At 46.4% G+C, this 26,515-nt stretch carries 23 protein-coding genes; 3 read left to right on the top strand and 20 right to left on the bottom strand.

Annotated elements, in window-relative coordinates:
• Positions 1-67: 67 nt before the first annotated feature.
• From FW415_RS14515 to FW415_RS14495, 5 genes are all read right to left on the bottom strand, one after another.
• Positions 68-817, bottom strand: a complete 750-nt coding sequence (locus FW415_RS14515) for a LytTR family DNA-binding domain-containing protein (RefSeq protein WP_246858746.1) — start codon at positions 815-817, stop codon at positions 68-70.
• A 1-nt stretch (position 818) separates the two neighbouring features.
• Entirely contained in the window at positions 819-2,408 is a 1,590-nt protein-coding gene (locus FW415_RS14510) for a sensor histidine kinase (protein WP_148386262.1), read from the bottom strand.
• Between the two features lie 297 nt (positions 2,409-2,705).
• A complete protein-coding gene (locus FW415_RS14505; protein ID WP_148386260.1) occupies positions 2,706-3,107 on the bottom strand; it encodes a glyoxalase in 402 nt (133 codons plus the stop codon).
• A 159-nt stretch (positions 3,108-3,266) separates the two neighbouring features.
• A complete protein-coding gene (locus tag FW415_RS14500; protein WP_148386258.1) occupies positions 3,267-3,641 on the bottom strand; it encodes a DoxX family protein in 375 nt (124 codons plus the stop codon).
• A 23-nt stretch (positions 3,642-3,664) separates the two neighbouring features.
• On the bottom strand, positions 3,665-4,084 hold the full coding sequence (locus FW415_RS14495; protein ID WP_148386255.1) for an SRPBCC family protein: 420 nt from the start codon (positions 4,082-4,084) through the stop codon (positions 3,665-3,667).
• A gap of 139 nt (positions 4,085-4,223) precedes the next feature.
• On the opposite strand from FW415_RS14495, the gene FW415_RS14490 reads away from it, so the two are divergent.
• Positions 4,224-5,201 (top strand): GlxA family transcriptional regulator, encoded by a 978-nt coding sequence (locus FW415_RS14490; RefSeq protein ID WP_148386253.1) that lies wholly within the window; start codon positions 4,224-4,226, stop codon positions 5,199-5,201.
• Between the two features lie 165 nt (positions 5,202-5,366).
• Here the strand turns inward: FW415_RS14490 and FW415_RS14485 are convergent, their stop codons facing one another.
• The 14 genes from FW415_RS14485 to FW415_RS14420 form a co-directional block, all read right to left on the bottom strand.
• A complete protein-coding gene (locus FW415_RS14485; RefSeq protein ID WP_148386250.1) occupies positions 5,367-6,203 on the bottom strand; it encodes a hypothetical protein in 837 nt (278 codons plus the stop codon).
• Between the two features lie 260 nt (positions 6,204-6,463).
• Positions 6,464-9,154 (bottom strand): carboxypeptidase-like regulatory domain-containing protein, encoded by a 2,691-nt coding sequence (locus FW415_RS14480; RefSeq protein WP_148386248.1) that lies wholly within the window; start codon positions 9,152-9,154, stop codon positions 6,464-6,466.
• Positions 9,155-9,168: 14 nt separating this feature from the next.
• On the bottom strand, positions 9,169-10,887 hold the full coding sequence (locus tag FW415_RS14475) for an O-antigen ligase (RefSeq protein ID WP_148386246.1): 1,719 nt from the start codon (positions 10,885-10,887) through the stop codon (positions 9,169-9,171).
• On the bottom strand, positions 10,878-12,347 hold the full coding sequence (locus tag FW415_RS14470) for a hypothetical protein (RefSeq protein WP_148386244.1): 1,470 nt from the start codon (positions 12,345-12,347) through the stop codon (positions 10,878-10,880). The genes FW415_RS14475 and FW415_RS14470 overlap by 10 nt, the downstream gene beginning before the upstream one ends.
• A gap of 118 nt (positions 12,348-12,465) precedes the next feature.
• Positions 12,466-13,371 carry a GLPGLI family protein gene (locus FW415_RS14465; protein ID WP_148386241.1) on the bottom strand — a complete coding sequence of 302 codons (906 nt, stop codon included), beginning with the start codon at positions 13,369-13,371 and terminating at the stop codon, positions 12,466-12,468.
• 66 nt (positions 13,372-13,437) lie between these two features.
• On the bottom strand, positions 13,438-14,349 hold the full coding sequence (locus tag FW415_RS14460) for a hypothetical protein (protein ID WP_148386239.1): 912 nt from the start codon (positions 14,347-14,349) through the stop codon (positions 13,438-13,440).
• Between the two features lie 10 nt (positions 14,350-14,359).
• Positions 14,360-15,280, bottom strand: a complete 921-nt coding sequence (locus tag FW415_RS14455) for a hypothetical protein (protein WP_148386237.1) — start codon at positions 15,278-15,280, stop codon at positions 14,360-14,362.
• 1 nt (position 15,281) lies between these two features.
• Positions 15,282-16,490: a cytochrome P450 gene (locus FW415_RS14450; protein WP_148386235.1), complete on the bottom strand. Its 1,209-nt coding sequence runs from the start codon at positions 16,488-16,490 to the stop codon at positions 15,282-15,284.
• Positions 16,491-16,508: 18 nt separating this feature from the next.
• Entirely contained in the window at positions 16,509-17,930 is a 1,422-nt protein-coding gene (locus tag FW415_RS14445) for a radical SAM/SPASM domain-containing protein (RefSeq protein ID WP_148386232.1), read from the bottom strand.
• On the bottom strand, positions 17,920-19,185 hold the full coding sequence (locus FW415_RS14440; protein ID WP_148386230.1) for a hypothetical protein: 1,266 nt from the start codon (positions 19,183-19,185) through the stop codon (positions 17,920-17,922). Before FW415_RS14440 ends, FW415_RS14445 begins: the two co-directional genes overlap by 11 nt.
• A complete protein-coding gene (locus FW415_RS14435; protein ID WP_168208827.1) occupies positions 19,182-21,197 on the bottom strand; it encodes a hypothetical protein in 2,016 nt (671 codons plus the stop codon). The genes FW415_RS14440 and FW415_RS14435 overlap by 4 nt, the downstream gene beginning before the upstream one ends.
• Positions 21,198-21,331: 134 nt before the next feature.
• A complete protein-coding gene (locus FW415_RS14430; RefSeq protein ID WP_148386225.1) occupies positions 21,332-21,511 on the bottom strand; it encodes a hypothetical protein in 180 nt (59 codons plus the stop codon).
• A 556-nt stretch (positions 21,512-22,067) separates the two neighbouring features.
• On the bottom strand, positions 22,068-23,120 hold the full coding sequence (locus FW415_RS14425) for a hypothetical protein (protein WP_148386222.1): 1,053 nt from the start codon (positions 23,118-23,120) through the stop codon (positions 22,068-22,070).
• 89 nt (positions 23,121-23,209) lie between these two features.
• The gene (locus FW415_RS14420) at positions 23,210-23,818 is read right to left on the bottom strand and encodes a helix-turn-helix domain-containing protein (RefSeq protein WP_168208826.1); all 609 of its coding nucleotides are present in this window, start codon (positions 23,816-23,818) and stop codon (positions 23,210-23,212) included.
• Positions 23,819-23,965: 147 nt separating this feature from the next.
• On the opposite strand from FW415_RS14420, the gene FW415_RS14415 reads away from it, so the two are divergent.
• Both FW415_RS14415 and FW415_RS14410 read left to right on the top strand, forming a co-directional pair.
• Positions 23,966-24,913, top strand: a complete 948-nt coding sequence (locus tag FW415_RS14415; RefSeq protein ID WP_246858745.1) for an SDR family NAD(P)-dependent oxidoreductase — start codon at positions 23,966-23,968, stop codon at positions 24,911-24,913.
• A 70-nt stretch (positions 24,914-24,983) separates the two neighbouring features.
• A complete protein-coding gene (locus FW415_RS14410) occupies positions 24,984-25,901 on the top strand; it encodes an AraC family transcriptional regulator (RefSeq protein ID WP_148386218.1) in 918 nt (305 codons plus the stop codon).
• A 49-nt stretch (positions 25,902-25,950) separates the two neighbouring features.
• Here the strand turns inward: FW415_RS14410 and FW415_RS14405 are convergent, their stop codons facing one another.
• Positions 25,951-26,379, bottom strand: a complete 429-nt coding sequence (locus tag FW415_RS14405) for an EthD family reductase (RefSeq protein WP_148386215.1) — start codon at positions 26,377-26,379, stop codon at positions 25,951-25,953.
• Positions 26,380-26,515: the final 136 nt, after the last annotated feature.

Here is a 26,515-nt window from a genome sequence, read left to right as displayed (position 1 = left end):
AAGGGATGGGGTGGCTTCGGTCATGTACAAAAGTTGTTAGAGCATTTTCCGGGTTATAATTCATTAATCAGAGCAGCTGCAAGGCTTGTTTTACAGTGTCCTTGTTAGGCTTAGAAACCGGTATTTTCTCACCAGACATTAAGAGTAGAATACCACCGTCTTCTTTTAACCAGCTTTTCACGTATTTTGGATTTACCAAGTGACTTTGGTGAGTTCTTAAAAATCCGTTGGGGTGTAGTAAATCCGCATATTCTTTAAGCGATTTAGAAACCAATATTTTTTCACCACTCGAAAGGAAGAATTGAGTATAAGTATTATCTGCTTCACAACGTACAATTTCTGACAAAATAACATACCTTATTTCGCCTTGCATCTGCAGGGCAATCTTGCGAATGTTCGGTTCTGGTTTCTTTAGTTGTTGCAGTAAAAAGTCGAGCTGCGAAGTCTGTATTTGTGTTGCCAATTTATACTCGGCTTTATTTACCGATTTGATCAATTCTTCAATATCGACAGGTTTTAAAAGATAATCTAACGCAGCAAATTTCACAGCTTGAATTCCATATTGGTCGTAAGCGGTAACAAAAACAACTTCGAAATTACGGGATGGCAGCAGCTTTAGTACATCAAAACCTGTTTTATCGCCCATCTGAATATCCAGAAATACTAAATCAGGCAAATACTTTTCAATAGCATCAACCGCATCACTTACACTTTGCGCCGTGGCGATAATACTTACCTGCGGACAGTGCTTTTCCAGTAAAGTCCGCAAGTTTTCCAAGTTGGAAATTTCGTCATCTATTAAAACAGCTCTCATCATATTATAGCCAATCCGTTAATGTTAAACATATTTTAGTGCCGTTAGTGGTTGACTGTATAGCTAAGGTAAAATGATTTCCTTTATAAATTCTATTTAATAGTGCTATTCTACTGTCACTTAATTGAAGACCCAAGCCATCGAACTTTTTCTCCGTGTCAAATCCATTTCCATTATCGGAAACAGTTAAGACCAAATTATTTGCTTCCTTAATAAATTCAATCATGATTTTTCCAGCGGTAGCTTTTTGTGATATACCGTGTTTCACCGCATTTTCTACAAAAGGCTGCAGTAGCATACTTGGTATCTCAACGTTATCGAGGTTTTTGGAGCAGTTAATTTCGTACTTAAAACCAAACCGCAATTGCTCCATTTGCAGGTAATCGTCTAATAATTTTTTTTCTTGTGACAAACTGATCAGTTCTTTATCATCAAGTACATTACGAGTTAACCGGGCAAATTTAGAAAGGTATTTATTGGCATTATCTATTTCGTTTTTGTTCATTAAATTTTGGATACCGGAGAGTGCATTAAATAGAAAATGAGGGTTTAATTGGGAACGGATCGAATTTAGCTGAAGCCTGACAGTGTTTCTTTGCTGCTCTTTTTCCGTCAGCCTTCTTTTGTTACTTTCTTTGATGAAGTAAAGGATAACGAGAAAGACTAATCCAATAGATAATGCTACGATAAGCGCATATTTCAAAAGTTCTGATTTGGTATAGTTCTCCTGATCTAAAGTGACAGAGAGCGTATGTCTGGTTATGTATTCTTCTATATCTGTTGGCGGAGAGGTATTCCATCTAATCAATGGTTGAATAATAATTTCATAATCCCCCGATTTTTTGAAAACACTTTTGTCAATCTTTATATAAGGCGAAAGCTTATGATCATCAACATAACCGCCATATAACCAACTGGTTGATTCAAAAATTGTTTTATTTGTTTGTTTATCCTTTATGGAGGTGTAGTAGAGATAGTCAATATCTGTTCTGTCTTTAACAATGGTTAGCTCGTCGTCTTTTTCAGTGAAAATAAAGCTTGTTCTTTCTTTTGGCCCTATTATATGGCTATGATCAAAGCCCTTTTCAGTTACGGAACGTTTTGCAAAAGCCTTGATTTCCGCTCTTGGAATAGGCTTCCCGTAAAAAACAGACTTCTCAATATCAAGAGGTTTTTCGATGCTGTAAATTATTGTTGTAATAGTTTTGTCCTTTATAGGGAAAATACCAAGTGTTGTAGATCTGAATATTTCGTCCGGCCTTTCAACATCCTTTAGTTGCTCTCGGTTGATCGGTTTATTTACTACTATTGGTTTATCATCGGCTAAAATTGTGTACCGATAGTGTTGTACACTATCTTTCTTTCTAAAATAAATTTGGATACTTACATTGTTGACTTCCGGTAAATAACTGAAGGAGGTATTGGGTTGATTAGGAAAAATATTATTATAATAGACATTTTTTGCTGAACTATCAACAGACATAAGTAATTTTCCTCCAGCAGCGTACTTGCGGGAAAAGTTGATGCCTTTTTGTGCATTCACCGTAGATAGAGCGACAACGAAGCTGAGAAATGTAAAGATGATCCTTTTCATGGTTTTAGTTTAATTTTCATCAAACTTGTCGCAATAATAGCAAACTTAAAACCATAAAACAGTAAAGGCAATGTTTGAGCTAGCAAATGTAGTGTTTTGTGCAGTATTTGAATATAGTCAAAAGAAGCGGTCTTCGTTAATAATCAAAACTACCTTATTTAATAGGCAACAATTTTCTCAGATCTTCTGACAAAGAGTTCGAACTTAGTACCAATGAGCTCACAGGAAAACAAAAAGGCCTTCAAATCGCGGAACTTGAAGGCCCTAATACCAGGACCGCCGGACAACGCATCATTGCTAAACCCCCAGTATCCATCTGACATCAAAAGCATCGGTTACCTCAACTAGTTTCTGGTCATCGCTATTCCTTGCAAAAAGATGGGGTTCATTTAATCCCAGTTTTTCAATAAGCGCTTGCCTGTCATCCGTATTTTTACAATGCAGAAAAATAGACAGATAATTCCCAAGTGTTCTCCCTTCGCTGTGTACCAGGTCCGAACCATAAATAATCACACTATCGGAAACAAGCGACCCGCTGACGACAGGCATTTCTGTGTAACCTTCCAATTCCTCCTCAAAAGTTTCAAATTGCAAAGTGCCGCCAAAACAGGTTTGGTAATAAGTGAGTGCTTTCCTGCAACTACCGGAAAACGTAATAAAAACAGCACTCACAAATTTACCACGATCAGAATCATTCATAACAGATAAATTAAGCACCCGGAATACCCGGTCGAACTGGCCAGAGGGCCCGAAAATGCCCGAAATATCATTTCCGGACTTGCCTTGACGATCCGGCGCAATAAAACTGTATTGCTCTCCATGATTTTATGCCCTGTCGGTGGGCTTTGATAATTCATCTCACCCATTCGTATAGACCTTACGGTTGTAGACATACGAAACCGTTAGAATGCCCAGCACCACCAATGGCAGCAGCATAAACCCGATGTTTTTATCTACACAGGCGTGACTGATGAATGCAAAGATGAGATTAAAGGCCAGGCCCGCATATGCCCATTCTCTCAGCTTCGCTGGTATCCGGGGAAGGGAAATCGCTAAAACACCGAGGGCTTTACAGATAATAAGCGTGTATGCAAAGTAATCGGGATAACCCAACGGTCTTGTACCTGCGGTTGCGTACTCCGGTGAAAAAAGCAGGGTGCCTAGTGGCATAACACCTTCCCAGAGGATAATAATGATCGTTGCTACCCAAAAGATTATTTTATTCTTCTTCATTTTTACTAATTATTAACTATAAACTATTTTGACTCAACATATTTCACAAAATTATCCAGGATGGCTTGCCACCCTTGTTGCTGAAATTCCGGAGCATTTTCTGTTTCGGGATCAAAAGTGGTTGCGATACGGGTCTTTCCATTCTGTGCCGTAAACAAGGTAGTAGCCTTTCTGCCGTCAGACATGGTGTAGGTAATTTCCTTATGCAGCTCCACCCGGTCATAAATGCCCTCAAAGTCAAAACCGAAGCTGCCGTCTTTAGCTTCCATCCGGTTCTTGAACTTGCCACCTGTTCTCAGATCGTTTTCACTGGCCGGGCAGTGCCAACTTGGATCCGGACTATTCCATTGCATAATGTCGCCCGGTGTATTCCAGGCCTTCCAGACGTTTGCTACGGGAGCATTCACTGTTGCTTCAACCGTAATTCTTGTTGCTTGTTCCATAACTGAATTTTTGTTGTTTAATGTTTACAGTTCAAAATTATGATAGAAGACAAGACATTGGCTGTTGTGAAAATGACAATTTCAGGGGTGATTATGACAAAACTATATTTTATCTTGCTATATAATACCAAGTATTGATATGCAGATCTCTGTCTTTGTACCTGAATATGGGGTAATTGAAGCCGTTACGCCGCCGTTCAGAACCTTTCATACCGCCAATGAGTTTTTAACTGCATTTGGCAAAAAGCCTGTTTTCAAAGTCGAGTATGTGGGCTTGCAAGAATATGTACCCGCCAACAATGGCGAATACACGATAAAAACCGACCGGCTGCTCAAAGACGTCTCGGCAACCGACCTGCTGATCATACCACCTGCCTTTGGCGATACCGTTAAAGGAATTCAGGCCAATGCTGAAGCAATACCTTATTTCAAGAAGCTGCATAAGAACGGTTCAAGCCTCGCCAGTTTATGTATCGGCGCTTTTCTATTGGCCGAAACGGGTTTGCTCAATGGTAAAAAATGCTCGACACATTGGGCTTATATCAATGAGTTCAAAGAAAGATACCCGGATGTGGAAGTGGAAGATGGCGCGATAATAACGGAATACGATAATATTTATAGCAGTGGTGGGGCAAGCAGTTTATGGAATTTAATATTGTACCTGGTTGAGAAGTTTTCGGACAAGGAAACAGCGATCATGATCTCAAAATATTTTGCGTTGGATATCGGAAGGGATAGCCAATCACAATTTGCAATATTCAAAGGCCAACGAAATCATGGGCATGAGGATATTCAAAAAGTACAGGATTACATTGAAAAGTACTATTGCGATAAATTATCTATTGAAACTTTGGCCAAACTGATCAATACCGGCCGCAGAACTTTTGAGAGAAAATTTAAAGAGGCCACCAATAATACACCCGTAGCCTACATACAAAGGGTACGGATTGAAGCCGCCAAAAAATATTTTGAAGCGTCAAGAAGAAATATAACTGACATCATGTTTGATGTAGGTTATACGGATACGAAAGCATTCCGGGACACCTTCAAGAAGATCACAGGGCTTACGCCAATCGAGTACAGGAACAAGTTTGCAAGGATGGCAAATGAGGTGTGACAACGACCAATTGCTCTGTCTTGTACCAAAAAAGGTCGCACCAGATCAGGATAATCTGGTGCGACCTTTTCCGCCAAAATGCTTATCCGAACCGTGTTTTAAGAACTCAAATCAAATTATAAAAAATCAGATACAATCAACAAAATGATTGGATTATCCAAAAACTCAATTCCTCATATTCAACTGCAAATTACCAAGTGGCCCGATCCAAAATACAATTTTGTTATACCCGCAAAGGACAAAAGTATCAATACCATCGGAGTATGGCAAGTAACGTCTTAACAAACTGGCACCTGAACCTGTTGCCAGATAGTCAGCATTCCTTACAGGCCGATAATACTTGAAATCTCCGTCGAACCGGTATTCAACATCACAAACCGAAGCATTACGATCGTCGTCCATACGCACATAGGTGTACCATCGCTTGCCACCACTACTAACATAAGTAGACAGGCTGGTATAGGGCGGCACCGTACAGGCAGTTACACCTAAATCACGATCAGCGTTATTTTCCGCAGCGTTAATATTCAGAATGCCATACTTTCCTTCCCTTGAAATCTCATTTGCTAATGTTTCGAACTGTGCCTCACTGGTTTTATTAAGCGAATACCCATATTTCTCCCGGGATAGTTTATTCAGTTCATTCCTGAACTCCCCTATTGCCTTTACCTGTTGTTCAAGCAACGCTTTGCTGATGCCTTGCCTACCCAGGCTTCCACTTTCCTCCATTTCTTCAATTTCATTTGATTCTCCCTCATTCTTCAAACGGAGGAATTCATCCATCTCTTCTGGTGTCAGCGATTTGTAATCCTCTAATAATATCTGGGCGCTTTCATCGGTTAGATGCTGATGAAGTTTTTCAAAGAACGCTTTGGGTTTGGACAATTCCGATTTAACGGAAGAGGTAACTCCACTGCCTTTTTTGCAGGAACTAATGCCAATAGTTATAACAATAGCAATGAATGCGCATGCGGCCATGCATAGTTTCATGAATGGTTTCATAGACTTAGTTTTAAATTTTATTGAAAACTGATTACTTCCTTGAATTAAGGCGTAATACATTTTTTATGCCATGGCAGTACGCAAATTTATCGCTGATTTGTGGCGGGTTATTACACGGTTTATCTAAATCAATATCCTAAACTGTAGGATATTCCGAATTTTCATTTATGGGAAATTTACTATGAGAGGTCCCGGCAATAATCGTAATCCTGCCAATGGCCGGAAATACACAGCATTTACAATACTACTTGAAAAGAAACCTATTTAAAATTGAATTTAACGGTCACCATGACATACCCCGGCCTGATCTCCATCCTGTTCAGCGTGGTGCTGACCGGGCCCAGGATCACCTGTTCCACCAACTTGTTATTGGAAATATTCACCCACTTTAACTCGAATTCAATCTTTTTCTTTATCCAGTTATACTGGTATTTCAGGTCGTAAAAAAGATTGTTATAGGCATTCCCGCCTAATTTTGCATGAAACTGGTTCCATTCGACGCCTACCGAATGGCTATTGAGCGGGTAGAACATCATGTCCAGCTTTTGCACCAGGTATTTTGCCCTGGCGGCATCAGCGCTGCCGGAACTGTGCTGCCGGCTTTGTGACAGGGAAAAAGTATAATCCAGGCTGGCCCATTTGAAGCGTTTGTTGTTGAACCTGAATTCCAGCGTTTCATTGCTGTTCCGGTTATGAATGACCGAATCGTTGAACAGCATATCAGACCTGCTCACACCATGGCTGATATCCAGCGAAATATTACTTTTGAGCTTTGTGAAGAACTTCCCCGCGCCGCCGGTAAATTTGCTTGACACTGCATTGTTGTCCTTTATGATATTCGCCACCGTATTGGAATTTCCGGTGGTATAGATACCCGGCATCTGGTTCCTGTTCTCGATAGTGTAGTTATACCGGAAGTTGAAGAAAAAATTGCTGAGCGGGTTCCTGAATTCCAGTATCGGGTTCACATATTTTGAAATATTCCGGTTCATCAGGTTTTTGCTGTTCATGACAGACAGCGTGGCGGGAGAAGTCAGGATATACCCATCGTACAGCTCGTTTATGGGAGAAAATCTTGTAGTAACACCGGCAATGAGTACACCTTTCCAGTAGGAGAAAAACTCCCGCTGCGCATAGACCCTCGGCTCCAGGACAAACCGGTTTTCGTGCGAACGCAAATCCCTGACGCGATCGCGGGCGGAAATATGATATAATTTCAGGGGCAGATGCATTGACACGATCCACCTCTGGTTCCTGAAATTCAGGCCGGATGCCAGGTAGCTGCACAGATTGTTGAACTGCAGTTCATTCCTGAACGCGTCTCCGTAATATGTTGCCACATCTTTATCACCCCGGCCGGACAAGCGGGAAGACAGGTCCTTGCGCGAAAAATCAATGCCTGCATCTGCGGAAAGGGTCCAGTGTTCCCTTGCAAACTTGATGCTGGCGGATTTGCTCAGATCAAACGATTCCATCCTGTATCCCTGGGACATCCGCAGCACCGTATCCCCGAAATCAATGATGGACTTGTCAGGATAATAAAACTGCAAATATTCCCTGGGATAAACATCCAGTGTTTGCCGGTCTGTCTGGTAGCTCACAAACGACTGCACGTTTATCAGCTTCTTGCCCAGGGGCAGAATGGCGCTCAACGAATTCTGGAAACTGCCGGTAGGCGAGCTCAGGTTCTCGGTTGCCGTCAGGCGCTGCCCGGACAGGGTGCGGTGCACCAATGCACTGTCATCATTCCAGAACATCCGGTAGGAGGAAACATTCTTGAAAAAGGTCTTTTTCGAGTTTTTGGTGATCGTGAAGCTGCCTTTCAGGGAATTATTATAATAATGGTTCGTAATTTGTTTGGACAGTTTCAGCCCCCCGATATTCGACTGGTAAAATGATTCTTCCGAGGCGGATGTACGGTCGGTTTTGTTATTGATGAAGCTCACATTGGCCTTCACCTCCCACTCCTTCCCGATGGAGGTGACCAGGTTGCCGGACGCCATATGCACATTGTTCATCAGGTATTTTTCCGGGGATATGTTGGGCACGGCGGCATTTTCAACGGACAGGAACCTGATGGGATCCGCGTTCTTCACGATCCCTTCATAACGATCGCCAAAAGCCAGGATATTATCCTCGCTTTCCACGCTTTCCCCGTTGTTGTTGGTCTTATAGCTCAGCAACCACTGTTTCTTCTGCGCCAGGAACATGGGCGTAAGTTGTATATTCCACAGGAACGGCGAATATCCGACCCCTACCCTTCCTTCTCCGGTGTACGTTATATTGCTCTTCAGCTTAACATTGATAGCCGCTTTTTCACCGGGCACCTTATCGCGGAGGATGCTGATCGGCTGGTGATTCTCCAGCACTTCCACATTGCCGACTGCTGATATGGGCAATGAGTTATTAATAATGCCGTAGCGGCCTTCCATGAGATCTTTCCCATTTACATAGAACTTGTTGACGGCTTCCCCGTTGTAGAAAACCGTTCCGTCTGACTGTACCTTAATGCCCGGCAGCCTTTTCAGCACATCCGCCAGCACCCGATCTTTCTGATTCGCAAAAGCACTGATATTGTAGGAGATGGTATCGCCGGATTTTGTAATGATCTGCGACTGTACGACCACCTCCTTCAGCAACGATACCTGTTTTGACAGAACGAAATCTATAGTCTGGCTTTCATTCCTGATACTCCGCCGTTCATCTTTGAAATTAAATGCCCTCGTCCTGATATAAAGCCCCTGCAATGTGGTGTTCAGCCTCATCGAATAGGCGCCGTTCACATCGGTCATCGCGAAGGTGATGATGGCTGCCGACAGGGTATCGCCTACAATAACATTGACATTGGCAATCCCCTCCCCGTCCGGCCCCGTCACTTTTCCTTTTATGACGCTTTGCGAAAAGGCAGCATTAAAAAATAATAAAAACGCTATCGGCAATATATGCTTCATGTTCAACATTACATCTAAGGATTGAATCGCTGCCGGAGCGACCTTTCGCTAGTGATCCGCTGCAGCGGCTGGTCCCGGTTGGGCAACAGCAGGTGCGCCTTTTCATAGTATATGATGGCGGAATCCGGTCTTTCCAGGTTTGAGTACATATCGCCTGCCAGGAGGTAGTCCAGGTAGGTAAGCCCCTTTTTCTTCAACAGTAATTTTAATCCCAGTTCCTGATTGTTCGCTTCATTCAACAAGCCCGCATACTGGCTGAGATATGGCCTGTCGTTCCAAAGCACATCATACAGTTCCCCCATGATTTGGCCGCTGGCGGCTATATCCGTTTTGCCTTCAGCTACAGCCAGCTGGCGGTAAGCGGCCAATTTCAGCACTACCGGCCGGGCAAAAAAGAAGGGCAGGATGGCAACCAGTGCGATGGCGGCTTTGGCGGGAATGCCGGCTTTCCTCCCGCGATCCCCTGCCCAGGCGCCCGAAACGGCCAGAAAGAAGAAAAAATACAGGACCATATAGCTTAAAGAAAACGGGTAAGAAAAGAGGCTAAAGACCATCAAGGCCAGTATAGCAGCCCCAACGCCCCTTTCTTCCGCGCTGAACGCACTTTTGGACTGGCGGGCAAAAACGCTGAGCACGATCATTAAAACAAACAACCCCAGACCAACAATACCCGTCTCTATCCAGATCTGCAGGAATTCATTATAGGCATACAGCACAAAGTCCGCAAGGCGTTTATCACCGGCATTCGCCGGGTCGGAGAAATAGTTCATCTGGTATGCCGGGTAAATTTCCCGGAAAGTACCCAGGCCGTGCCCGAATACCGGCGCATCTGCGACCATGGGCCGGCAGATCTTCCAAACCAGCATCCTGCCGAACACGGAAACAGTACGGATGTTGATCACTACGAATAAAAATGCCGCCAGTCCCACAACTCCCCCGGCCAATATCGCTTTATGCGCCTTCAGGTAAGCCCATGCTCTGGGAGCCACGTCATTTTTCGCGAACTCACAGTAGAGGACGCCAGCCAATACAGCAAGGAAAGCAGCCCGGGATTCCGAAAGCAGCAATGCGGCCAGGCCTGCAAGGATGACTGCCACTGCGGAAGCCTTTATGCCGCTGAGCTGGCCCCACCTGATCTCCAGCCTGCTGTAAAGGAAGGGGATAATAACCGCCAGCAGCCCTCCCAGCATAGCGGGGTGACTGAATGTGCCGGATACTTTGATCCGCGGGTCTTCGCTCAAGCCGGGTAAAAGAGAAAATTTCTGAAGAACGGCAAACAAACATTCCAACAGCACGATGCCCATAAAGGTCATCTCTGCCAGGGCATACAGCTGTCGCCTGACATTACCGTTCCCGGCAAAGACCCTTACCGAAAAGTACACGCTGCCCCCGCAAAGGAAAGTGATGATCTTCTCGCTTTGTTCACTGATAAAGTTGGCCGGTTTCCCGATCCAGAAGATGTCGCAGACCAGGTAAAGGATAAAGACAAATACAACGATATCCAGCCTGCTAAAGAAAAAAACGCCCTTTTCCCGATGCTGGCGCAGCAGCTGCATAACAGCTACCAGCGCGCCTGCACAGGTAAGGAAAAAGAGGTAGAAGAACTTGAAAGACATCACGCCCATGGCTATTTGGGTGGTGTACACCAAAGGCGTTAACAGCAACAGGCAACAGATCACCAGAAATGACGCCTCCAAAGCGGGAAGTTTCGTCTTATCCTGCGTCACCACCATACCTGCGTTTTATTGCTGATCGTAAATGGCCTGGACAATTCCCGCATATCTCCCTTTTTAACCAGCCTGTACAATCCCTTGCCCGGGATGCCGGAAAAGCTGATCACCGAATCCTTTGCGCAGATCCCGGAAGCAACGGCTTGCCAGGTACTGTTCCCATTCATCACAAACAGGTCATACTCCTCCCCTTTTTCGACCCAGGAATCCGTACCGGTGTTCAGTTTCTGGAATGAAGCATCAATTTTCGCCCGGAAATCCGGCGCAATATGATTTACCTTGCCGGTACTGTCCACCATATAGACCGGGCTGGCGATCTTATAGCTGTCACCATCCTGGATAGCCACCCGGTAAAGCATGGGATAGCCCATATTCCTGAAAGTAACGGTATCCTTTGCGGTGACCTTCCCCCAATAGAGCGGAGCCCATTTTCCATAATCCAGCACACAGATATAGGCGTAGGAATAGCCGTACGGCTCCTTCAGCACAGCAGGCAGCGCAATATCCTTTACCCGGGTGTGCTCGCCGGTAACGTCTGACCAATGGTTGTGCTGAAGGTGCTTTAGTACAAACTTCGGGGAATCGACAAAAGGGGCAATGGAATCCTTCCAAACGTCCTGTTTCCTGAAATTCAGGCGGAATGCCTTGGCGCAGTTGACCAACTCCCTTCCGGAAGGCGTGGAGAACTTCCCTGTCTCATCTATAAACACTTCCGCGGAATGGGTACCGTTCTTGCAGCCCCAGTGCGGAATGAAATCAACGGTAGCGGGTATGCCAATGGCCCGTAAGAAGTAAACATTCAGATAAGAGCCGGCATAACAATCTCCGTACCGGAAACACAAGATCTCGTCATACCCGGGGCTTTTCGACATAAAAGAAGGCCTGGGCGTATAGTCGAATATGCGCCCTACCTTATATAAATTGAACGCATAATACAGTTCATTGCTCTTCATGTACAGGTTCCGGAAAGAATCTTGCCGCGACTTCTGGATCAGTTCCGATATGTCCTCCGCATACCTTTCTTTAACATCCTTCCGCCATGCGCCCGGATACTCATCAAATACCTTATAGGGCAAAAGGTAGTTCAGAAAATGATCGAAGGATACGTGCTTGTTCCAGGGATACTTCCGCCAATCCGCAAATGCTTCTTCGATCGTTTCTGCAATATCCGCTGTGGTCATGATGGTAGTGTCGTAGCGGTAATGGGGCCGGAAATCGATGTTATTGGAAAACAAGTGTTCCTTCAGTATCGTATCGTTCTTATAATCTGCAAACCTGAGCGGAACAATTTCATTGTTATCATTCCTGTAGAATTCAACGGTTTCACTGCCAACGTATGGGGTATTCTCTTTCAGGAAAGCCACTGCCTTCAACTTCAGGGAATCCTCCTCCGCGGCATACTTCCTTTCCAGCTTGCCCCAGTCGATCCCGCCGGCTTCGGGCCTTTCACAGGAAAATAGCAAAAAGGGTAAACACAAAAATAGCACACACTGTTTCATATGAACAGATCATTGGTGAATACAAAAAATGCAGCCATTCGCCCAAACACATCGCAATGCGCAACGGGAAAATGGTCGCTGCTCAGTTCTTCTCGATCGGATTGTTGTTAAAGCTGAAGAATTCCTTCATCACCCTTTCCTGGGACGCAATCATATCTCCCTGGGTAAGATTGCTGCCGGGAATCTTGTTATTCAGCTCTTCTTTTGTCAACTGGGCTTTTATAGAGGCAAAAGGCTCCTTTTTATACTCCTGGTAAGTGGTCATAAACCGCTTCCTGGAAATTAACTTAGGCGTCACATTATTACCGTAATACAGCTGATCCGCATATGTAATGAAGGTGTAGTTTTCAATGTTCTTGTTGCCTACCAGCGTCCAGGAATAATTCTCTTCCCCGTCCTGCAACTTCACGATCAGACCGGGCAACCCGCAGAACTTGTAAGGGCCGTCCTGGAAAGGAATATCCGGTGTAAACCAGGCCGTCCAGGTCCTGCCTCCGAAATTCATCGTGGCTTTCTGTGTTTTGTAAGTGGAAATAGTGGCCGTGTCGGGTTGTATTTTCCAGTCGAACTTCAGTTTCTCCTCGTATGCAAAAAGCTTTCTTTCGATCCCGTCGATGAACTGGATGCTGTTGGAGGCGGCCAGCGGGTATTTCTTTAAAATGCGGTATCCGAACTTCGGCATCTTGATGAGCTTTTCCATTTGCACGAAAACGCCTGTTTTCCGCATGGTCTCCATCTGCGCCTTTAATATGGAATCCTGCGCCAGTACAGTATAATCCCTGTAAACAGACTGGCTGCCGCTCACAACGTCCAGTACGGTCAAAACGCTCGCCAGGGAATCACTGCTCAGGTTGGGCTTATATTTCAATTCATAAAAGAACCGTGTAGAAGCCACCTTGGGATCAGGCACTTTGTTGGACATCAGCACGGCAAAAACACCGCCAACAATGAGCACAGGAATGATAATAAATAACTTGTCGAATTTCATAAAAAAGAATTTAACACTTAGAAAATACACCGGCGGTTCTGCGATCTCCCACCGGCACCAAACTGTTTATAAATGATGAAGGTTTGCCGTTAATTGCCCGGATGCGCCTATCTTTTCCGCCAGCAGGCCCATGATCATATTCGGCGTATTCTTCAGGAATTGGTCAAATGCTTCGCTGCTGTATTCTCTTGCCGGCATACTACCGGAACTGATATTGCTATAACAGGCAAACCATCGCTTTAACCTGTCGTCGTCATCCGTCTGAACGACCATATCCGCAACACAGGAGCGCACGGCGTCCGTTACCGGGCCCTGCATCCCGTCCGAATGGCCGGTAAACCGGCGTTGTTCCACTTCCTTCAGCAGGCTCATTAATATCACAGTATGGATATTGGAATATTTCAAGCTATAAAACGCCGTATCTTTCATAATAGCAGCAGCTTTATCCGAACTGAAAATTGCATTCGGCCGGGCGGTCAGCAAGAATGCGGACAACATTCCAAGTATGGAACCGGCCTTTTCCGCCTGGTTATTCCGCCGCAGCAAGGCCGTATAATTATGGTAATGGGAAATGGAATCGAACAGCAGCATATCGAAATGGCCGGATGCGATCAGGCGTTCGTTGGTTTCAATAGCAGCGGCAACAAGGCGGGTTGCGCGCTGATGATCGCCTGCTTTATGAAAATAATAGGATTTGGAGCGGTTATAGATATTGGCAATAAAGTCAAACAGCAAGGGGGGCAGACCGCTGTCCAACCGGCTAACCAGCCGCTCTCCCGCTTCAAAGCAGGCATTTGCCACCTCCAGGTTCTTCCTGGCATATTCCACACCGTCTGTAAAATATTTCGATATGACGTATATCGTTTGCCTTTCCTGCAAGGAAAAGAACTGCTTCAACGTGTCAATGTACATCCTGAGGTACGCGGAATCGCTGATGAAGCTGTTTTTATTCCACTTGTATCGGTCTCTGTAGTCCATTTCGTCTATTTTAAACCGGCCATATTTTATACTTGATGAAGATCATTTTCTCCAGGCAGGCGTTCAATACCACCAACAGGCTTTGCTGTATTTCCTTCATGGCAACCGCCAACGGAACATGCAGCATGCCGGCATCGGAATAAGAAGCCGGCACCTCCTCAGGGGCTATCCTTTTAACGCCCGCCCCCTCCTCAGCAAATGTGGTGTACTCGCTCAGATCGAAGAAATAGTCCCCCCATATTTCATTATTGAGCAGCAGGGTGTATAATGTGTCCGATGCTGCATAGTCCTCTTCCATCATTGTGAAATTCAGGGGAACTTTCCGGGAAAACGCCCGAAAGCTGTTCAACAGCGTTTTATCATCTATCAGCGAAACCGCCTTTAGCCGGACGGTGATGTTTTTCACTACAACAGCTTCGCTGGCGGCGGCTTGCTTCAACAGGCCGAGCAGCAACGGCAGGGCGCTTTCCTCCGTCAAAGACACTGCTATCCTGACTACAACAGCATGGTCCGCCGGGCCAATACCGTATCTTTCATAAAATTTCCGCGCTACGTCCAGCCCCTCAATAGCCAACTCCGGGGAATCATTCCCCGGCACGGACCATGCGGGCTCAGCCGATAACACATGGCTATGGTCTATGCGGAGCGGCGCTACCTTCAGGTGCTTCAGCACCAGCGCCCGGAAATCATAAAACGTCTTTATTTCCCCGGGCTCATCATGTACTATTATCTCATAATACAGCAGCAGCGTGAACAATTCATCCGGCAACAGCTCCCAGCGTTCAGCCTTGATCATTTGAAAGAGATGCACGTTTAGCTTAACACCCATGCACTTCCTGCAGGAAAAAATAATGACATGCTCCCGCTCATCGCCCCGTTCCCGGAACGGCCGTGTGTAGATATTCAGCCTGGATAGTCTTACCTGCAGCATGCTACGAAAGTTTAAGCATTAGTTTTTCCGGTCCCCGTTCCACGATGTTATCGGTCTTCCAGACGATGCCGTTCTTATCTACGCGGAAAGCGGGAAATTTCTCCAGGAGCGCCTTCAGCGCCGCGGCAATCTCCATATTGGCCAGCTTGGACCCGATGCAGCGGTATGCGCCGTACCCGAAACTCAGGTGCCGGGTCATTTCCCTGTCCAGCTTGAATTCATCCGGACTTTCAAAAACCGTTTCGTCCCGGTTGGATGCGCCTATGCAAACCAGCAGTTCAGCGCCTGATTTAATGTCTGTCTGCTCCAGCACAAAATCGCTTTTGGCATGCACCATTAAAAACTGAACAGGCCCCTCCAGCCGCAAAAACTCATTGATGGATTTGTCTACCAGGCCGGGATCGGCAATTAAGGCGTCCAGTATGCTTTTATGCTTCGACAAAAAGACGATGATATTGCCCAGGAAATTGGTCATGTTATGATGCCCGGTGTAGATCAGGAACAAAACTATCGAGCAGAGGTAAAGCACGTCCACCGCCTTATCTCCGTTATTAGCGGCGGACTCCGTGATCAGCATCGCGATCAGCGAATGAGGGTTGTCCTTGTTCTGCAGCTGCCTTTCCGTGAATTTCTCCATAAACCGTATGAGCTCCCGGTATGTATCATTTTCCGCGGACCGGTCCTTCCGGGCATTGAACAGAATGTATTGCAGGTATTGCTGCTCTTTTGCTTTTATGATAACATACAGCTCATCGCTTTCTGCTTCGGTGAAGCCCATTACCTCGCAGATGATCTTGAAAGTAAAGGGGTCCGCATACTCGCCGATGAAGTCGAAACCCGGCTTCCCCTCGAACTTTTCCAGCAGCTTTTCCGCTTTTGCCTTAAGGCCTGCTTCATCGCAGATCAGGTTCTTCATAGAAAGCGCCTGAATGATAATATCGCGGAACCGGGTATTGGTTTCCGGCGTAAATAACCGGGCGATATCCACGACCGAATTTTTCAGCTGCCCCCCGTCACCTTTGTTCTCTTCATCCTGCCAGTGGGATACATGCGGGCTGCAAAGTGCCGCAAATGAAGCATTATAGCCCATCACCAGCCATTTGGTGGGAGAAACCCTCAGCATATCCTTCTTTCTCCTGATCTTCTTGTAATCTTTAAACGGGTTGTCAAAAGAAACAGGTTCCGGCATAATGTGCTGTATAGCATCCATAGTATATTCTATTTTATATCACCAGTTGTTGTTATAAATGAAATCGGAGGACTTCAGCCCCTTTTCAAAAGACGCTACCAGGTCCGCTTTGTTTTCTTCTCCCGCGTGGGACATGATTTCTTTTAACCGGATATCCGCGGCAATGGAATTGCGGAAAGTCGGGCAGGGCGCATTCTTTTCCATCCATGATTTCGGGCATCCTCCACCGCAGATCGGGAAAACCTTGCAGGAATGGCATTGATAATGCGCGTTCTTTTCAATCGACTCAAACCAGTTGCTGAAGATCCGTTTCGGCTTGCTGTCTGCATCCAGGAATTTGATATTGCCCATTTCATAGGCCGTATCCTTATACACGTCCGTCAGTGAAACTTCCGTGCAGTTAAAAACATTACCGTAAGGGTCGTACATCTCCGAGCGCGCATCCGTAGCCATGCAGGTATTGTATTTTCTCTCCCGGGGAAGGATAAACGAATAACGGTATCCGAGCATGATCTTCAGGCATTCGAGCTTCAGCCGCAGGTAGGCAAACTCTTCCTTGGTGTAGGAGCTTACATCCGCATGGTTCTGCGCCCAGGAATAAATGGACATAAAATAGATGCTCCTGATCTTGTCGTGCAGGTTATCTTCCTTCAGTTTATACAGCAAGGGCTCAATGCCGGAAAAGTTATCCTTGTTCACATTGCACCTGATGGAAATGCTGTGCCTGTTCACATCAAAGTAATCGGACAGCAGGATGCTCAACAGGTTATTATAGATGGTATGGAATGATCCTTTCTTCGTTTTCAGCGCCCTGTTCTGGTCATGAAAGTCACCCAGTCCGTCCAGCGTCACCTCCATATGCCTGACGTTGAAATCCTCGATCAGTTCCTTAAAAACGCTGAACTTCAGGTTCACGCCATTGGTAACGATCTTGCTTTGATACCTGATATTGAGCCTGGCGGTCATCTCTTTCAGCCGGGCATTGATGATCCGCATGCTGCTCAGGCCGGATAAGGGCTCTCCTCCAAACCAGCCAATCTCCAGCCCGGTGCAATTGCCGGCCGCCAGCTTGGTTTCAATGCGGGACAGTATCTTGTCTATTTCCAATTCACCCAGCAGCTTTTCCTTATGTTCCTGCCCGCAATAATGGCAGCCCAGCTGACACCAGGCACTGGGCTGGATCACCTCGTACAGCGTTGAACTGTTCTCTTCGTTATGCGCCCTGTTCTCTGCTATGACCGTGCTGAGTTCCTGTTCCCCATCCGCTACCAGCACTTTCTGGTCTGCCAGGTATTGAATGGCGCCCTCGGGAATATCTTCCAGCCTGTTGTCCTGCAACAGCGTTCTGAATTCCCTGGCTATCTTAAGCAGCTTATTGGTCCTTGTAGAATACACCAACACCTTGTCCGGCTCCAAAAAACTTTCTGAAAACACGATGTAGGAAGATAGCTTATACTGCATTTTTCTTCTTTTTAAATAAGTTAACAATCAGTTTGAACGCCAGGTAGTAGAATATAGCCGTAAACACGAAGGACAGGATATTGGAAGACAGATATTCAATAGATACGGATTGCCCGTTTATCAGCGCTTCGATGATCCTGTAGATCCGGAGCGGAAAGTTGATCACCGAATCTGCATTCATGAATAACATGTAAAACACGAAGAGGAGAATAAATACCATGGACGCTACGCCGTAGGAAGTCAGGAAAATATTGAGCGGGGAAGGTTGCCAACTCTTGTTGATCCCGATCATCTTTCCATAGAACTGGTTTGCGAGCAAATTGGACCGGCTTCTCAGGTTGACGATATTCGTCATGTCAGACAGCACCCAGTATCCATCGAACCGCAGGAACGGGTTGAGATTGATCAGCGCCCCTATGCCTATAAAACACGATGCCGCCAGGTAAACGTGCCGGAAGGTAAAAAGATAGATCACGGACAAGATGGTCATAAACAGGAACTGCATGTAAACGCCCGCCAGGTCCACAATGATCCTTTGCTGCTTTTTCAGGCGCCAAATTTCCGTAACATCGGAATAGAGCACCGGCGTCAGCAGGTAAAACCCGAACCCGATCTCCCCGCATTTTGCCTTGAATTTCTCGGATGCGGATGAATGGCCGAACTCGTGGAGCAACAGGGAAAAGAAATTCAGGAGAAGACAAGGGATAATGATGTTCAAATGCAAAAAGGGGAATATGATCCCGTGGGTTGAAAACTGAGGGAATTGCGATACCCCGATCTCGGAGAAGAACAGCGCTACATTAAAAAGCACTGTACAGGCCAAAAGGGTATAAAATACTTTCGGGGAAAACAGGAAAACGAACTTGCCGGCAATAGCCCTGGCCACCCTGGCGGGAAAGATGCGGAGCTTCAGCTTGATGTACTTGTTGGAGAAAGAGAGGTCCGGGATGCGTTTCATCTCCGTTTCGCCCTGGAAAAGGTTATACCCGGCCAGGTTGTCCTTTATGATCGTGATCACGTTATCGGTGGACAGGTTCCAGAGGTATTTTTCATTGACGTAGTCGGTCAGTTCCGAAATGCTCAGGTTCCCGTTGATGCCGCTGATGATCTTCACAACGTTGTTGTCCACGAAAAACCGTTGCTGGATATTCTCCTTATCATCGTTGATGAATATAAAGCTCTTCCTCGCATCGAAAGTGTACCAGCGGCAGCGCGGGTTGATCGTCAGAACGGTATTTGCATTTACGTCCATCATACATTGACCTGTCTTTCCTGGTGAAGGTATTTTGTCAGTGCGCTATGCACCACCGCGGTCGTATAGCAGGAATATTGCTCGCCGGTGATGGAACTGCCGCCCCCAAAGCGGTTCAGCGAGCCGGCAGTGCGGCTGAAATTCCACTTTACCACGTTGGGATTGGGGATCGCAAGGAAGTTCGTATTGGGAAAAGAGCCGTCCTGGAACTGGTTGTCAAGCAGCCATTGCAGGCTTTTGTCCACCGTTCCCGTATATTTTTCGCGGGTGACCGTATCCGAGCAGAGAAGGTCCAGCACCAGCGCCGTATAAAAAGCGCTGCCGGACCTGGTGTAATTGCAGGCAAAGCTGCCATCCGTTTTCTGCAGCCTGACCAGCTGCGAGACCGCCTTGTCAAAATACGACATGTCCACCTGATCATCATAAAGCATTCCCTGCAGCACAAAATAGGTGGCATATATTTCGGAGGTCCACCAATAGGACGGCCATAACCCGTTGTCCGATCGATTTTTCAACAGGTATTCCCTCAACCCGGGCACAAATGCTTCATCCCTGGCATACCTGCATGCAAAATAGTACGCCAGCGCACTGACGCACACCTGTGACTGGCACCACCCTTTCAGTTTACCGGGACTAAGGCCTATCCTCTCCACAAATTCCGTATTGCTGAGCTTATAGGTACTGAACCCGCCGTCTTCATTTTGCCCGCCTGCCCACAAGCCTAATGCTCCGGAACTGAGCGGGGCATACCCGGCCTTGGCGATGGCGATAAGGGAGCAGGTGCTGGAATCGTAGTCGAACGTCCAGTCGTTATTATATCCCCATAAACCATTATGGGTATTATTGATCAGGAATTTTCCTGCAGCATCCAGCATGGCCGGCTCATCGTTGAAGATCGATATGAAGCCCGTGGCCCATACATTGCTCAGGCCCTGCTTGTTCATGACATCATTCCAGCTGCCATCGGCAAACTGTTTGTCCCTGATGTACTCCAGGGCCGTCTGTCTTCCGCTGTGCACATCGTATTTGCCGCAGGAAGGCGCTGCCGGGGCGCCGCGCCTGATGATCTTATCGATCCTGTACGCTTTTATCTGCACCAGGTAAAGGCTCAGGGTATTCAGCATCCCGTTCAGCAGGGTTTCCAGTTTATCCAGCTTGCTGCTGTACTTCTTACAGACCAGGAGCGCCTTCCGGTAGTAGGCAATGGACAGGTCCAGCGCTTTCTCAAAGGTGCCGGTACCGATGCATAAGCTCTGTATATTGTCCGCATTACACATCGAAAAAAAGAGCCCGCGCTCGCTCAGGGACTTGTTCAGCTCGATATGGCATATGTTGTTCTTGGAAAACTGCAGGTCCTTTACCACATCCTCGATATCATCCTGGATGCACCGGGCTATTGAAAAATGATCGATCAGCGATATCAGGTCCCTGTAGATCTCCGCCGCACCTTCATTTTTCCCGGAAGATACCTTATGATAGAAAACATCTACTGCCGCTTTATAAAAGCTGCACTTTCTGATACACAGCTTTTCATAATCCGCAAAGCTCATATTGATATTATACTGTTTGTCCTGCATGATGCTGGCCATGAGCTCCTTTGTCCTGATGCTCCAGGTGGCCCAGAATGCATGATTGCCTCCCAGCAGTTTGCCCAGTATCTTCATCGCCTCTTCGTGATAGATGTGCGATTGCAGCAGAGTGGCCTGCGAGAGCTTTTTATTGTTGATGAGGGAATCCTGGTCTGCCAGCAAATCGAGGCACAACAGGTATTTAAAATAGAAGAAGCCGCCTATCGATACATCCTGCACAAACGAATTGAACTTCAGGCCAAATGCCTTGAAAAAGAAGACAGGCATGATCAGGTGCATCTTCTCCTCTGTAAAACGATCCGGGAAAACCGTGGACCTTATGCCGGTTGGCAGATCTACATGGTCATCCAGGTACTTGTACAGATGTTGTTCAATGGCGAAGATATCGTTCTTGTCAATGGGTATATGAGCGCTGATGATTTTCATTATTCTCCAATGAATTTTTAAAACAGGAACACCGTACCGCGGTGCTGTGGCTGCAGCAAGGATGATATAGAGGACAAAAGAACTTTTGCCCTCTATATACTTCGGACCTAAAGGATCATTAGGTAATGGATGGCTCAACCGCCACCACCACATCCCGGGTCTCCAATCCAGCAAACGCTGTTGGGTCCTACTGCAGAAGTTGACAGCTGTGCCATTTCCAACCTCTCTTCCAGTTCCTCAATCTTGAAAAGGTTCAGATCAACCTTCTCAGCGGCGCTTTTTTGATCAACATTCTTCAATGGTCTTTTTTCCATAGAAAAACTGTTTAAATGGTGAAGAAATAAAAAAAGAAAAAAAGTTCAGGCAAGTATTGTTGCCATGGTATGGGCACACGAGAACAATGCTCACCGGTGCGAACAGCGTTTCTCCGCCAGCGGGCAAAAAAGGTCCGCCTTAGCGCATTACGTTAACGAATGCACAAAACATGTTTGAGCTTAGCGATGCTGGGCTATATATTGAGTTGATATCTGGGTTATGCAAGCCATTACACTCCGTTACAAACATAGGGTCACTAAAAGTCAACAAACTGAGTATTGGTCTTGCGGATGGCTTGCAGCCGGTTAAAAAAAAGATTTAGGGTGTTAAAAAATAGTGTCTCAACAATTACATTTTGTACACCTGGAATGGGATCGGCGCACAATTTCAAACGTCTTAGCTATATCAAGGGCCTCACAAACTTTCCGCCGGTACACTTTGCTAAAAGGTTTAAGCTGACGGGGCTGGCACATACATCGTGGTCAACTCCTTTCAAACAAAAATGCGCATTGGAAATTTTCTTACTCATCCAAATGTAGCAAAAACTCATTTGAATTACCTACTTTTTTCAGAATATTTTTTTCGCGTTATCTCCCCACTGCGGTCCAGTTTCAGTGAAGGTCCGAAAGCGTGGATAAGCCCGAATTTTTTATTCCGGGTATCCAGCACCAGCTTGTAGTTCAAAAAAAGTTTGTTGCCTGTCATGCCCGCGATGCCCATTTTGGCCATCTGTTCAACCTGTGCATCGCTGACCCCTTCCATGTACGTGGAATACCGGAGCGGGATCTTTTTGCCGGCGATCTCGATGGTTTCATTTGATGCGAAACTGTTGGCCGTGATATATTTATCCCAGGATTTAACCTGGTGCCGCAGATGTGCGGTATTGTGAACCGCGAGTTGCCGGCAGGTACTTTCATCGGTCAATAGTTCATACATGCTGGAGCCGGTATCGAAGAAGATCATCTTCGCATCCCCCTGCAATTTCACCGGAAGCAATATGCTTCGCCGCACGTACGTGAAATCCACGAGGGAAAGATGAGGAAGCAGCGCTGCGGGTACGACTGGTGAAATGCTCAGCTGGCATCCGGGATAATCAATGACGGCCACTTTCCCGTCAATCAGGTCGGTCCCTATCGTGCCGATGATGTCCATACGGCTTTCGTCATTCCAGTCAATGTCTGTGCTATCGAACTGCTCCACCGCTATTTCGCCGGCTGTAACGTGTGTTTCCCCGGCTTCAAAAGATATGTTCTTTAATGTCTTCCCCGGTTCGCCCGGCGGAAGGGCTTGAGGATATTTCCGCTGAATAGCGGTCAGCATGTTCCGGTACAGCAGGGAATAAGGAGAGCCCAGGTCGAACTGCATATAAAACTGACGCGGGCAATGGGCCAACCTCACCGGGATCAGCAGGGCCGCATGAGGTTCCCATTGCCGGCCGATGCTATCACCCTGCCAGATAAAAGGAATAGTGGATGTTCCCGCGGGCAGGACAAGCTGGTTTTCCGGCAGGCCGGGAACGGATTGTGCCTTTGCGGCAGCGGTCATAAAAAACAACCCCGCAACAACTGCCGGTAAAATGCCGCTTAAGAATCTGGGTTTCGTTTGCATCCTGGATCTTTTTCAGGATACAAAACTACGCTCTCCTGGCTGCCCTTCAGCCGTAGTTTACCCGGCTTTAACACGACATTTATTGATAATCAGCTTCTTATATTCACCAAAAACCCGGCATTCCTGATCCGCCAGAGGGTGGTGCTGATCAGGATGGCATTCAGCAGGTACATGGACACAAAGATCCAGATATAGTGGAGCAGGAAGCCCCCCGGGAAATATACAGATACAATAAAGTTATAGCTCAGTGACAGCAGCAGCAGCATGCTAAGGGTCACCGCCCAGTACACTTGCCGCCTGATCATTAACCGGGCAAAAGCGATGACCGCATGATTCTGCTGGCCGGACCTTTTCAGCAAATAGACCGGAATCAGGAAATGCACCAACGGAACTACCAGGTAACTGAAACAGGAAAGGCACAGGATCTCCAGGAAATGTTTCTCCTGTTCAGCGCCGCCCCGGCTTACCGGAGAATTTGAGCTGCCGGCCACAGCAGTACCGGGCACATCGGCGGTCAGCATTTCGAAGGTTGTATCCAGGGCCGCAGCAATGGCCTTGATGGTATAAGGCCTCGGAACGCTCTCCCCACTCTCCAGCCGTTGAATGGTCCGGACGGTAACATTCGCCATTTCCGCCAACTGCCCCTGGGTAAATCCCTTCTTCTTCCTGGCAACTGCTATTTTCTGATGTAATTCCATCCCAAAAATTGTTTTCCGGAGGCCGCACAATTGCGCCGCACCTTGCTTTGCAAGATAGCTAAAAAGCATTGAAAACGCAGGGAGATGCCGGTGAAGACCCGATATAGCCGGTTCAGGCGTCTCCCGCAACAACCCATCGCATTAGACATGGCAGCACCGGGACCCGGAGACAGCAGGACGGTTGTTGGCAATCAGACAAAACACGATCCTCAATACGACTACAATCATATTGAGTTTGGCAACAACTGCCACTGCCGGATTCCGGAATTTTGCCAAAACAAATTTTCAATAAAAAGCAAAGTTATGCAAGCAAATGAAACAGGAACTTCAGGTTCCACCTCCTCAGCAACAAACAAAACAGCCCTCGTAACAGGAGCCAATAAAGGCGTTGGTTTTCAGATCGCGAAAGCGCTTGCCGATAATGGCTACACCGTATATGTAGCTTCACGCAACCTGAAAAATGGTGAAGATGCTGTGGCTGAAATCAGCGGAAAAGCCCGCGCCATACAGTTGGACGTAACCGATCCGGTTTCTGTTCGTGAAGCTGCCGCCCGGATCCATAGCGACTTTGGCTATCTTACGCTGTTGGTCAACAATGCCGGGATATCAAATGCCGGGATTCCCAACCGGACACTCGAAGAGATCATGGCCGCCAACCGCGCCAGTGTAGCCTCTATTGATGAGATGCGTACCGTTTGGAATACCAATGTTTTTGGCGCTCTGGCTGTTACCCAGGCATTTTTGCCATTATTGCGCAATGCGCCTGCTGCGCGAATCGTAAATGTATCAAGCGCTTTGGGTTCGCTCGCGCTCAATATGGAAACGAATACCCCCTGGCGAAAAAGCTTCGAAGTGATCTACGGCGCATCCAAAACAGCACTTAATGCCATTACGGTGGCGCTTGCTATTGAACTGGAAGATTCCAATATCAGGGTAAATGCCGTAACGCCCAGCTTTACCGCTACTGCACTGAATAACTTTCAGGGTACTGATCCCGTGGAAGTAGGTTCGCAGGAGCCGGTGCGTGTGGCATTAGAGGAAGATGGTCCCACTGGCATGTTTACGGGACCCAATCGCGAAATTTTCCCCTGGTAAATTTCCAAAAGGCTTGAAACCTATGGAGATGATTGCTCCATAGGTTTCTATTTTATCTTAAATTTAAAAAATGAAAAAGGAAGATCAACTTATCCGGTTCCGGTCCATTTCCGAGATACATAGAGCCTTCGGGATGCCCAAACCAAAACACCCGTTGGTCAGCATAACCTATTTTGATAAAGACCAGCCTTTAAATCCCGGTAACATACCTGGCTATGATGTGTTGAGTTTCTATAAAATAACGTTCATTGCAGAAAATGCCGGAAGGCTGAAATACGGCCAGAGCTATTACGATTTTGACGAAGGAGGAATGTTGTTTCTGGCGCCTAATCAATTGGTGGGAAGCACAGAGAATAATGGTAACGCATCATGCTATATTCTGCTGCTCCATCCTGATTTTCTACAAGGTTATCCCCTGGCAAAAAAGATAAAACAATACAGCTATTTTTCCTATGCTGTGAACGAGGCCCTCCATTTGTCAGACGAAGAAAAACAAACCATTCTCTCCGTATGCGCAATAATAGAAAAAGAACTGAACGGCAGGATTGACGAATTCAGCCAGGAAGTAATCATTGCCCAAATAGAACTGTTGTTGAGCTATGCCAACCGCTTTTATCAGCGACAGTTTATAACCCGTAAAACCATCAATAATGATATCCTGCAAAAAACGGAAACCATTTTAGATGCGTATTTCAACAGTGAACAATCTTTGAAGCAGGGAATCCCAAGCGTACGTTTTCTTGCCGGACAATTGAATATTTCCGCGGGATATTTAAGTGATGTGCTCCGCTCATTGATAGGAAAAAGCGCTAAACAATACATTCATGAAAAACTGATTGAAAAAGCGAAAGAAAAACTTTCTACGACACAATTAACAGTCAGTGAAATCGCTTACGAACTAGGCTTCGGGCATCCGCAGAGCTTCAGTAAACTGTTTAAAAACAAGACGGACCTGTCGCCTTTGGAATTCAGGGCATCGTTCAATTGACTGTTAAATCATGGGAAGGATGCCGGATGCTTTACCATTAAAATAAACTTTACCTTACCACCTCACTCACCAAAATAACGGGAACGGCATTGGTATAATTTATAAAATCCGCACGAATCCTATCTCTATTTGGAGCGATAGCCGCTTGATATTCATGTAAGCTTTTAACATAAAATGTACCAATAGCCATAAAAGGCAAAGGCTGGTTGGGAACACCGCTGGAAAGCCCCTTTTCAATAGTATATTTAACCAGGTTTGATCCCAAAAAACCGGCCACCATGGGCATGTGCTTAGTCTCATAATACGCCATATCAAAGGTTTTACCCTCGGCATATGGGTACATGACGGATATCTTGATCAAGCCATTCTCCGTAGCGGCAATGTCGCGTTTTTCGGGTTCGCCGGATCGCTTTTCCTGGCTGAATGCGGCAAAACAAGTGGCTGAAAGCAAAAAAGATAAAATTAGCTTGAACTTCATGACTGATAATTTTACGGCAGCGGCCGTTGACCCCATGAAACCAACATCAGAAAAAAAGGTCGCCCTTAAAATAGGCGGCACACTCCATTCTCCATCATGCGCTCTTATCAACGGGGCAGGCCAACCACGGTCGTCC

The organism is Chitinophaga sp. XS-30 (assembly GCF_008086345.1).
Taxonomy (GTDB): Bacteria; Bacteroidota; Bacteroidia; order Chitinophagales; family Chitinophagaceae; genus Chitinophaga.
This window is presented reverse-complemented; position numbering and strand designations above follow the sequence as displayed.